At 66.1% G+C, this 9,545-nt stretch carries 12 protein-coding genes; 5 read left to right on the top strand and 7 right to left on the bottom strand.

Going from position 1 to position 9,545, the window contains the following annotated elements:
• Positions 1 to 861 (bottom strand): IS982 family transposase (locus QOZ89_RS46040; RefSeq protein ID WP_312630301.1); only part of this gene is annotated, 861 nt, incomplete at its 3' end.
• Positions 862 to 1,041: 180 nt separating this feature from the next.
• On the opposite strand from QOZ89_RS46040, the gene QOZ89_RS46035 reads away from it, so the two are divergent.
• Positions 1,042 to 2,667, top strand: a complete 1,626-nt coding sequence (locus tag QOZ89_RS46035; RefSeq protein WP_312630300.1) for a hypothetical protein — start codon at positions 1,042 to 1,044, stop codon at positions 2,665 to 2,667.
• Between the two features lie 264 nt (positions 2,668 to 2,931).
• On the opposite strand, the gene QOZ89_RS46030 is transcribed toward QOZ89_RS46035, so the two are convergent.
• Positions 2,932 to 3,063 carry a hypothetical protein gene (locus QOZ89_RS46030; RefSeq protein ID WP_274536551.1) on the bottom strand — a complete coding sequence of 44 codons (132 nt, stop codon included), beginning with the start codon at positions 3,061 to 3,063 and terminating at the stop codon, positions 2,932 to 2,934.
• 36 nt (positions 3,064 to 3,099) lie between these two features.
• Here QOZ89_RS46030 and QOZ89_RS46025 point away from each other — a divergent pair, with 36 nt between their 5' ends.
• Positions 3,100 to 3,306, top strand: a complete 207-nt coding sequence (locus tag QOZ89_RS46025; protein WP_312630299.1) for a hypothetical protein — start codon at positions 3,100 to 3,102, stop codon at positions 3,304 to 3,306.
• A gap of 536 nt (positions 3,307 to 3,842) precedes the next feature.
• Here the strand turns inward: QOZ89_RS46025 and QOZ89_RS46020 are convergent.
• On the bottom strand, positions 3,843 to 4,097 hold the full coding sequence (locus QOZ89_RS46020) for an alcohol dehydrogenase catalytic domain-containing protein (RefSeq protein WP_071049821.1): 255 nt from the start codon (positions 4,095 to 4,097) through the stop codon (positions 3,843 to 3,845).
• Between the two features lie 575 nt (positions 4,098 to 4,672).
• On the opposite strand from QOZ89_RS46020, the gene QOZ89_RS46015 reads away from it, so the two are divergent.
• A complete protein-coding gene (locus QOZ89_RS46015; RefSeq protein WP_071049820.1) occupies positions 4,673 to 5,317 on the top strand; it encodes a TetR/AcrR family transcriptional regulator in 645 nt (214 codons plus the stop codon).
• Positions 5,318 to 5,405: 88 nt separating this feature from the next.
• On the opposite strand, the gene QOZ89_RS48130 is transcribed toward QOZ89_RS46015, so the two are convergent.
• The gene (locus tag QOZ89_RS48130) at positions 5,406 to 5,723 is read right to left on the bottom strand and encodes a TetR-like C-terminal domain-containing protein (protein ID WP_397428972.1); all 318 of its coding nucleotides are present in this window, start codon (positions 5,721 to 5,723) and stop codon (positions 5,406 to 5,408) included.
• 12 nt (positions 5,724 to 5,735) lie between these two features.
• Positions 5,736 to 6,119, bottom strand: a complete 384-nt coding sequence (locus tag QOZ89_RS48125; RefSeq protein ID WP_083418885.1) for a TetR/AcrR family transcriptional regulator — start codon at positions 6,117 to 6,119, stop codon at positions 5,736 to 5,738.
• Between the two features lie 498 nt (positions 6,120 to 6,617).
• Between QOZ89_RS48125 and QOZ89_RS46010 the strand changes: the two genes are divergently transcribed.
• Positions 6,618 to 8,126 carry an IS1634 family transposase gene (locus QOZ89_RS46010; RefSeq protein WP_491723698.1) on the top strand — a complete coding sequence of 503 codons (1,509 nt, stop codon included), beginning with the start codon at positions 6,618 to 6,620 and terminating at the stop codon, positions 8,124 to 8,126.
• A gap of 151 nt (positions 8,127 to 8,277) precedes the next feature.
• On the opposite strand, the gene QOZ89_RS46005 is transcribed toward QOZ89_RS46010, so the two are convergent.
• Complete coding sequence (locus QOZ89_RS46005; RefSeq protein WP_116271575.1) at positions 8,278 to 8,664, bottom strand: transposase; 387 nt, start codon at positions 8,662 to 8,664, stop codon at positions 8,278 to 8,280.
• A 45-nt stretch (positions 8,665 to 8,709) separates the two neighbouring features.
• The gene (locus QOZ89_RS46000; protein ID WP_071049816.1) at positions 8,710 to 9,171 is read right to left on the bottom strand and encodes a hypothetical protein; all 462 of its coding nucleotides are present in this window, start codon (positions 9,169 to 9,171) and stop codon (positions 8,710 to 8,712) included.
• Positions 9,172 to 9,248: 77 nt separating this feature from the next.
• Here QOZ89_RS46000 and QOZ89_RS45995 point away from each other — a divergent pair.
• Positions 9,249 to 9,545: transposase (locus tag QOZ89_RS45995; protein ID WP_397428973.1), on the top strand; the 297-nt coding region annotated here is incomplete at its 3' end.

The following is a 9,545-nucleotide window of genomic DNA, read 5'->3' as shown; positions in this document are numbered from 1 at the left end:
GGGTGCGGCGGTCTTGTTGTTGTGCCAGATCGCCGTGGCCATCGCCAGCAGGCGTTGGGCGACGCGGATCGCGACGCCCTCGAAGGTCCGCCCGCCGTGTTGTTCCAGGTCGAGCTGGCCCTTGAGGGTGTCGTTGACCGACTCGATGAGCTGGCGGACCTTCTTGAGCATCGGCTCGCCGTGGCGCTCCGTCTCCTCCTTGCGGTGCGGCCGGAGCAGGTCGATGCGCTGCTCGGCGAGCGCGGCCTCGAGGTCCTTCGAGGCGAACCCCTTGTCGGCGATCAGCAGGATCCGGCCTCGTCCGGCGATCAGGTCGGTGTCGTGTTCGAGCATCGCGGCGAGCACCTCCCGTTCGCCGATCTTCGGGTTGGCCAGGGCCCACAGCACCGGCATGCCGGTTGGGGTGCAGACCAGGTAGAGCTTGAGCCCCCAGTAGAACCGGGAGTGCGACGCGCAGTAGCCGTAGCTGGCCCAGCCCGCCATCTCGGAGCGCTGCACGGTGGGCCGCGACATCCCGCACGGGACCGGGGTCGCGTCCGTGATCCAGTGGTTGTCGAACCAGAAGTCGCTGTCGACCGCCACCGCCCGGATCGCCTCTTTGACCAGCGGCAACGCCGACTTGAGCCGCCGGTTGTAGCCGGACTGGCCCGGCAGGTAGGGGAACATCCCGGTCAGGTGCTTGCGGGCGTAGCGCAGCCACCGGGCCTCGGAGTGGTGACCGAGCAGGGCCTGGGCGACCGCGAGGCAGACGAGCTCGGAGTCGCTCAGCGTGGGTGGCCGGCCGGTCCGTCGTCGCCCTCCGATCCGGTCGTCGATCTTCACGTAAAGTGCGGTCAGGAGGGTTTCTAGGTCTTGCGTCACAACATGACCTTGGAAACCCTCTCTCTATGCCCGGCCACCGCCCGCCCAGACTTCGGACTCACTCGTCCAGAGAGGCTTCGCCTCGGACCACCGAGGACCACGGGCGTGCTCTGGTAGCGACGCTGCCGGCCCGATCACCCTCCCCACCAGGCTGTTCATGCAGGTAGCGGGGTGATCGCGATGGCGGGTCCGGTGGCGACCGCGGCGGAGATGGTGGCCGGCCACGTCAGTCTGGACATCTCCTGCCTGGACCGGATCTACCTCAACGGTTACGTGCCGAGCCTGCAGACGCAGGGCGGGGTGATCTGGTTCTTCGCCGAGCACCGCGGCAAGCCGATCGTGTCCCCGGCGCTGTTCGAGCCGATGGGCAACAAGTTCCGCCGCGACCTCAGGCAGTGGGCGGACGCCAACACCATCCCGATGATCCGGTTCGCGGCCGGAGACCGCAAGGCCGACGTGATGGCCCCCTACCTCGCCGCCGCCGAGCAGGACGGCCAGTCCCAGGTCGCCGCGATTGGCACCGCGCAGGAGTACCAGCTCGTCTGGACCGCGCGGCGGCGCGACACCGACCCGGCCAAGGGCCCACAGTTCTCCTTCACCAAGGAACAGCGCCGGGTGACGGTGTTCTACGTCTACCTCTTCGACGCGGACATGGGACCGGGCTTCATAAAGATCTGCTCCTACTTCCCGTATCCGATCAAGGCCTGGGTCAACGGCCACGAGTACGCGAAACGCCAGGCGGCCAAGGCCGGGATCGGGTTCACCGCGCTGTCCAACGGGTTCGCCTCCTGCGACGACCCGGCCGCGCTCCAGGAGGTCTGTGACCGGCTCCAGCCCGGCACGATCCAGCTCTGGTTCGAACGCTGGATGTCACAGATCCCACTGCCACTGACCGACACCGACCGGGACGCCGGGGTGTGGTGGGAACTGTCGATGCGCCAGGTCGAGGTCTCCCGCACCCTCGTGTTCGACGCGGACGTGCACGCGCGGGCGTTCTTCGAGGCGCTGCTGACCGACAACATGGACCTCGGCCGCCCCGAGAACGTCGAACTACTCTTCCGCCGCGGCCAGCGGCTCGGCCGCCCCACGCTCCCGCCGTACTTCAGCGGCTTCAAGACGGCGATCGACCGGCTCTGCGACCTGGTCACCCTCAACGTGTTCTACCGGCACTCCCGGCTCAAGCAGTACCTCAAGAACGGCGCCGCGCTGCGGATCGAGACCGTCATCAACGACCCACACGACCTGCGCTGCAACCGGCGGCTGACGAACCTGCCCGAACTACGGGAGAAAGCCCGCACGGTCAACGACTACCTCCTGGCCACCGAGACCGCTCCTCAGGACACCACGCTCGTGAGTCCCGTCCTTGAACGGATCACCAGACCCTCGCTCACCGACGAGGGTAGGAAGGCGCCCGCGCTGCGGTTCGGCGACCTTCGAGTCCAAGCCCTGGCCGGCACGCTCGCCGCCCTGCTGTTCACGGTCACCGGCATCACCAACAGGGGCCTGCGCGCCCAGATGACCGGCCTGCTGCACCGTCCCTACAGCATGAACCAGGCCAGCTACGACCTGACCCGACTCGTCCGCAACGGTCTGATCGACAAGATCCCTGGCCGCAACAGCTACACCGTCACCGACGACGGACTGCTCTTCGCGCACCTCTACGTGAAGATCTACGACCATCTCCTGCGCCCGCTGATGGCACCCGACCGGCCCAACGCCCCACCCGAACTCACCGACGCACTCGACACCCTCCGCCGGCTCGTGGCCAACCAGGCAGCGCACGCACGACTACCCGTGGCTACCTAACTCCCAGTCACCGTCGAGCAGTCGATCCCAGACCGACACAGGTGACGAACCGCCCACTTCGAACAAGACTCAGGACAACCCTCCGACTCTGAGAACCAGAGGTTCTCTAGGGCCGCCTGTTGGCGAAGATGAACCCCGAGTTCCGCAGTTGGTGGTCACATGGATGTGATGATCATGGTGTTGATCTGCGGAAACTCGTGTGGGGCCGGGTGGGGGCGTGTATCCACGCGCTGGCCGGCCCTGGCGGGGGTTTTCGTGGGGTGATCAGGTGGGGTCGAAGGCGGTGACCCGGGTGGGTGGTGGGACGGAAACGTCCTGGTAGACGGCCTTCTGGGCCGGGGTGAGAGCGGTCGTCTGGGCGACCGTGCCGGCGGGGCCGGTCAGGGTGATCTGCATGATCCGGCCGGTCTGGCGGCGGAGTGTGCGCCAGGTTTGCTCGGATCGGCGTTCGGCGACGCGGATCAGCAGGAGCGTGAGAGGTTCTCGAAGTTCGGCCTGGACCCCGACAATACCCGGCTGATCGAGTTCGGACGGCACACCGCCCGGCGCCGGTCAGAACGCGGGGAGGGCAAACCCGAGACGTTCCGCTTCCTGGGCTTCACGCACATGTGCGCGGTGTCCAAGCGGGGCAACTTCTGAGTGAGGCGGGTCACGGACAAGAAGCGGATGACGGCAGAGCTGCGCGAGCTCAAGAAAGAGATCAAGCGGCGCCGTCACCTACCCATCCCCGAACAGGGGCGTTGGCTGGGCAGCGTGGTGAACGGACATCTCAACTACTACGCTGTCCCCGGCAACACGGACGCAATGGCAGCCTTCCGACCCAGGTAACGCGACACTGGTTCAAGGCGCTACGGCGCCGCAGCCAGCGCAAACGCCTGAACTGGGCACGGATGAGCCCCGTCGCGAAACGATGGCTACCGCCCGCCCGATCCCGGCATCCCTACCCCGCCGCACGGTTCAACGCCACTACCCAAGGCAGGAGCCCAGTGCGGTAGTCCCGCACGCTGGGATCTGTGCGGGGGGCCGCCTGCAAGGGCGGTCCCTACCGCGACCCAGTCAGGGCTGTCCCAACTTCCGGGCAACGGCCCAAGTTTCACGCCGACCAGATCAGCATTGATTTTCACGAAGAATCACCTTGTCCCATATCGCCGATTTCCTCCTGTCTCCGTCCGCGCTCATCCCCTCGAAGCACGCCGGTCGAAACGGCAAACGTCGGTGGCGGCCGGGTTGCTACGGCTCGCTGACGGACCACCGTTGAGGTCCGACCACAGAGCGCAGTGGCGTGGCGGCCTTCCCGGCAGCGCGCACCGGCCGCAACCGTCGTAGGTGACGACGACGTGGTCGCCGACCTCGACGCCGGTGACGGCGCTTCCCACGGCCTCGACGATGCCGCCCGAAGGTGGGTCGGAGTGCGGCTTCGGCGGCGCCACGGAGCGCGGTGCCGGTATGACATACCCACGTGCCGACGATGCTGCAAGGACCTCGGCACGACCGCCTCCTCGGATAGTCGATACCGTCGACCAGTGCACGATACTAGAATCGTGCTCTAACGCAAGAGTCGCGGCTCCAACCTCCGCGCTTTGGTTGTGGGGGTTGGCTGATCTGGGTTGATTGTCGGGTCAGCGCCGAGCAGGGCGGCGCTGACCGCGCCCTCGCCGCTGCCATGACCGGCACCGCGGGCGAGCAGGCTGCCGGTGGTGATCCCGATGTCGGGTTCGGCGCTCGCCTGGGCCTGTCGCCGACGAGGGCGCTGACGGACCGCCCGGCGCCGGGATCATCCCAGGCGATCGGCGGCTTACCCGGCCGGCTGTAGTCATGACCGTGGCCATGCGACACCTGCAACGCGATCGTCGAGGCAGCCACGACACCCAACCACGCGAGCTTTTCGGGCGTCCCCTGATGATCGCAGCCGCGCCGTCGCGCCTGGTATGCTTCCAGGCGCGCTTCTAGAACAGTCTGGAGGCGCTGTGGCCTTCGAGGGGATCTACCGCGGGAGCTGGAGACGATGTCTGAGCCCGATCTGAACCTCGAGCTCCCCCCGGAGGTGAGCGTCCTCCGGGCGAAGAGGGCCAGCCATCGGCCTAAGTCGGCCGATACCGAACGCGCGGTCCTCGACGCGGCCGGGGTGCTATTCGCCAAGCAGGGTTATGAAGGCACCAGCATCAATGACATCGTTAAGCTGTCAGGAGTGAGTGTCGGGAGCATCTACCATCGGTTCGGTGGTAAGGCCGAGGTGTTCATGGCCTTGGCCCGCGCGATGCTCAACAGCCATGCCGTCGCTTCGAGGGAGGCGACCGAGCGCGCACGGGCCGCCGGCGAGACCCGTCCGGTCGCCCTGTACGTGACGGGCGCCAAGGCACATCTCATAGATACCTGGAAGACGCGCAAGATCTCCCGGATCGTGCTGGGCAACGACGGGCCGCCTGGCTTTGCGAGCGTGCGGCGGGAAGCCGACGCAAAGTTCATGCACGGCGCTCGGGGCCTGACCATTGGCAAACCGCCTCTGCCCAATTCGAGTGCCTGTGCCGTCACCAGTCTCGTGCACGCCGCCGCACTGCAGATCGTGGACGTCGACGACGAGCTCACCGCGACGAAGATCGCGGACTATTTCCTGGACCTAATCGTCCGCCTGGAAGACCAGGAGGACTGATGCATGGGGCGGTACTGCAGCCTGTCGTGGTGCGCAGCGGGCTATTTAATTCAACGACCCCTGCCTATGGCCTCTGGCGGCGCCGCAACTAACGTACGTACAGTAGGACGCGATCGACATAACTGCTAATTCGTATGGGCCCGGTTAAGGGAGAATTCATTGCGTCGGCGAGCGCCACGTTGCCGTGGGCGACGCTAAAGACGAGGATAGTCATGTCATCCAAACTGTCGAGCTGCAACGCGTAGCCTGCCCCTAGACAGCGTTCAATGGCGCGTCTAAGCGTAGTATAGACGGGTCGGGTGGGTAGACGCTCATCATCCAGTTCGAGCTCAATTCCGGGATCGACGCCGAATAACAGGTCATAGCGAGTCTTGCTAGCCACCGCGTAGCGCAGGTACGCTCGCATTTGGGCCTGAAGCTATTTGTAGGGTCCGTTCTTTTGAACTTGCGCGTCGGCGTGCTCCATCTCCAAGGCCAACTCTCGCCAGGCGACCCTGCCGATATGGAGCATCATTTCCTGGCGGCCAGAGAACTGAAGGTAAATCGCTGGCGCCGATATGCCGGCTTCACGTACTACCGCACGTAGTGTAATTTTCGAGGATGGAGTCGTCTCAAGCAGCCGCATGGCGGCCCGTGTAATCTCCGAGCGGAGCTGGTACCCCTCGCCCGGGTTGTGACGCCGCCGCTGTAAACCGTTGCGACCCGCCTGCACACACGGTTCGTTACCAGTCGGCGCGAGTTGGTTGTCCCCAGCCGACACACTATTATTGTATACCAAGGCGCTATCGGCCGAAGTAGGCATTCTCAGGCGTCTCATAGATCTTGCTGTGGGTAGGCAGGTTTTGGATGTTGTCCGGCGCGGCGGATGTCGGCGCGTGCGTGCTGCCCCTGTGACGTGGTGGTCTCGGCGGGTGCCAGGGTCCGGAGGAGCTGTCGCGCGAGGAGCTCGTCGCGTTGGTTGCGGCTCAGGCAGAGACGATCGAGGTGTTGCGGGCACGGGCCATGGAACTGTCGCGGCACAGCGGGAACTCCTCGATGTCGACGGGACACGTGCGAAGTAATCACCTCCCAGAGACTGGCAGCTGTCTTCGGCGAGGAATCCGTGCACCACAGCGTTCACCTATCCCGCAGACGGCCGGCGGCCCCGACATCGGCGTACTCGTCGCCACGGCGGTGCCACCGTAGGACCTGACTTCCCTCAAGATCGCGGGTTGATCGGTTCCATGGGTCGCTGACCTGGGGGTTCGCTGGCCAGGGCTTCTGTTTTTGTGCACTAATCCGGGGCCCTACGCTGGGGTCTGTGGCCTATGTACGCACCGTGCGGACCGCGTCGGGCGCGACCGCGGTGCAGATCGTGTACTCCAACCGGCGTGGGTCGCGGACGATGGACCACGTCGGATCGGCGCACGACGAGGCGGAACTCGAAGCGCTCAAGGCGGTCGCGTACCAGCGGCTCGCGGCCGGGCAGGGCGAACTCGACCTCGGCCTGGACGTGGCCGGCGCGCCAGGCGCGCCGCTGCCGATCGTCGCGTCCCGGATGGGGCATCTGTGGGACGCGCTGTGCCGTGCCTACGACGCGGTCGGCCTGGACGATGCGACCGGCGGTGACCGGGTGTTCCGTGACCTGGTGCTGGCGAGGATCATCGAGCCGACCAGCAAGCGCGACGCGCGCCGTGTCCTCGAGGAGGTCGGCGTCGCCGCGGCGTCCTACGCGACTGTCGAGCGCGCCCTGCCGAAGTACGCCACCGACGCCTACCGGCAACGGCTGGCGACCGCCTGCGCGGCGCACGCGGCGCTCGGGCCGGCGTCCCTGGTGCTCTACGACGCCACGACCCTCTACTTCGAGACCGACCAGGGCGACGGGTTCCGCGAGCCCGGCTACTCCAAGGAACGCCGCCTCGAACCCCAGATCACCCTGGGCCTGCTCACCGACGCGTCCGGCTTCCCGCTGATGATCGAGGCGTTCGAGGGCAACAAGGCCGAGACCCACACCATGCTCCCCGTCATCAAGGCGTTCATGGCCACCCACCGGCTGCGCGACGTCACCGTCGTCGCCGACGCCGGCATGATCTCGGAGGCCAACCGCAAGGCGATCGAGGCCGAGGGGCTGTCGTTCATCCTCGGCATGAAGATCCCCGACATTCCCTATGTCATCAGCTCGTGGCGCAGGGACAACCCCGACAGCGAGATCGCCGACGGGCAGATCTTCACCCAGCCCTGGCCCGCCAGCCCCACCGACCAGCGCCGCGACCAGGTCATCTACTACCAATACAAGGCCGACCGCGCCCGGCGCACCATGCGCGGCATCGACGAACAGGTCGGCAAGGCCGAGAAGGCCGTCGCCGGGAAGATCCCGGTCAAGCGCAACCGGTTCGTCCAGCTCACCGGCGCGGACAAGGCCGTCAACCGCGCCCTGGAGGCCAGGGCCCGCGCGTTGGCGGGGTTCAAGGGCTACATCACCAACATCGACAACCCGACCCCGGAGTTCACCCTGCAGGCCTACAGCCGCCTGCTCAACATCGAGAAATCCTTCAGGATGAGCAAGTCCGACCTGGCCGCCCGGCCGATCTACCACCACAAACGCGAGTCGATCGACGCACACCTGACCATCGTGTTCGCCGCCCTCGCCGTCGTCCGCCACGTCGAGGAACGCACCGGCTGGTCCATCCGAAAGTTCGTGCGCACCGCCCGGCGCTACCGCACCATCCAGATCCGCGCCGGCGGACAGATCCTTACCGCCGAGGACCCCCTCCCCGCCGATCTCCGCGACGCACTCGCGCTGATCGTGGGACCTGGCCTTGCGCACTAATTTGAGGGAAGTCGGGCCCCGACATCGGCGTACTCGTCGCCACGGCGGTGCCACCGTAGGACAGTGCCGGGGGCAATGGCCGTAGGTTAAATGATCCCTTGGGGGTCTGGGTGAAGTTTGGTCATCTCAAGGACTCTGTTGCCTTGTTCGGTTACGCAGCGTGGTCGAGGTCGCGTCTTGTGAGGTGGCTGGCCCGCGGCCGGTCGAGTGGGGTGCCGGTCCACCAGGCGTCGAATCTGATCAGGTTGAGGGCGGTGGCGGCGAACACGTGGGCAAGCCGGGTCTTGGGGAGTCCGGTGTAGCGGCAGCGACGGATCCGGGTGACGGCGACCGTCTGGTGGATGGTGCCTTCGACGCCGGCGCGGGTCGCGTAGCGCTGTTTCCACGCGTCGGTGTTCTGGTCGGCGCGGGCCTGCTCGACCGTTTCATGAACGTCGCGGCGACGGAGCATCAACTGGCGGCCATTCCGGGTCGAGCGGTTGCATTGTGCCCCGGAGGGGGCATGGCTGGCATGCTGTGACGGGGAAACGCACCACAATCGATTCTCGGCCGCGTTCGCTGCAGGGCGACCAGATCGTGCTGGTCACGCCCTGCGGGCAGGTGGCGTGCTGGTTGTCCCAGTCGATAGTGAACGCGGCGCGGTCGAACCCGTCCCCGGCCTGAACCGGGGGGAGTTGCTGGCTCGCAGCGGGCCTGTCAGCGTGATGCCGAAATCGCGTTTCGAGTCGATAAGGAATTCGGCGCTGGTGTAGCCCGCATCGACCAGATGCTCGGCGGGAAGCAGCGACCTGCGATGGAGATCTCTGTGGATGTCTTCGAGCTTCTCCACGTCGGTGACGGTCGCGTCGGTGGTGGTCACGTTGACGACCAGGTGCGGCGTGCCGGTGGTACTCACGTCGTCGCAGGTCTCCGTAAGATGGATCTTGTAGCCTTCCCAGCCGGAGCCACGTTTGGTCGCGTACCGGGCGTCGGTGTCATACGGCGAGCAGATCCGGTCTCTGCTGGGCGGGAGGTCCTTCTCCTCCCGCCACGCCGGGCGTGTCATGACGACGACGACTGTGTAAGTCGGAGGTGGACCAGGATCGATCTACCTTGATCGGGTGGATCAGAAATGGACACCGAATGACGCAGAATGGAACGCTTCGGACAAATGACGAGGCGGCGGCACAGAGGATCGCGGAGGCTTTCGCGCCGGATGCGATCGACGCGTTGTTGAAGGATGCGAAAGCGACCGGAACGCCGGTCGACGGGGTTGATGGTCTGTTGAACCGGATGACGAAGGCCGTCCTGGAGCGTGCTCTGCAGGTCGAGATGACCGACCATCTCGGGTACGAGGTCGGCGATCCGGCCGGCCACGGGACGGGGAACTCCCGTAACGGGATGTCCACGAAGACGGTGTCGACGCGTAACGGGCCGGTC

This window comes from Pseudofrankia coriaricola (genome assembly GCF_032027725.1).
GTDB lineage: Bacteria > Actinomycetota > Actinomycetes > Frankiales > Frankiaceae > Pseudofrankia.
The sequence above is the reverse complement of the archived record's forward strand: the minus strand, read 5'-3'. Positions and strand labels throughout refer to the sequence as shown.

What these genes read in the sequence shown, in the direction of transcription:
- QOZ89_RS46035 (WP_312630300.1), top strand. Translation starts at nt 1,042, where the DNA reads ATGGCGGGTCCGGTGGCGACCGCGGCGGAGATGGTGGCCGGCCACGTC.
- QOZ89_RS46015 (WP_071049820.1), top strand. Translation starts at nt 4,673, where the DNA reads ATGTCTGAGCCCGATCTGAACCTCGAGCTCCCCCCGGAGGTGAGCGTC.
- QOZ89_RS46030 (WP_274536551.1), bottom strand. Translation starts at nt 3,063, where the DNA reads ATGCAGATCACCCTGACCGGCCCCGCCGGCACGGTCGCCCAGACGACC.
- QOZ89_RS48130 (WP_397428972.1), bottom strand. Translation starts at nt 5,723, where the DNA reads ATGCGAGCGTACCTGCGCTACGCGGTGGCTAGCAAGACTCGCTATGAC.
- QOZ89_RS48125 (WP_083418885.1), bottom strand. Translation starts at nt 6,119, where the DNA reads ATGCCTACTTCGGCCGATAGCGCCTTGGTATACAATAATAGTGTGTCG.
- QOZ89_RS46000 (WP_071049816.1), bottom strand. Translation starts at nt 9,171, where the DNA reads ATGACACGCCCGGCGTGGCGGGAGGAGAAGGACCTCCCGCCCAGCAGA.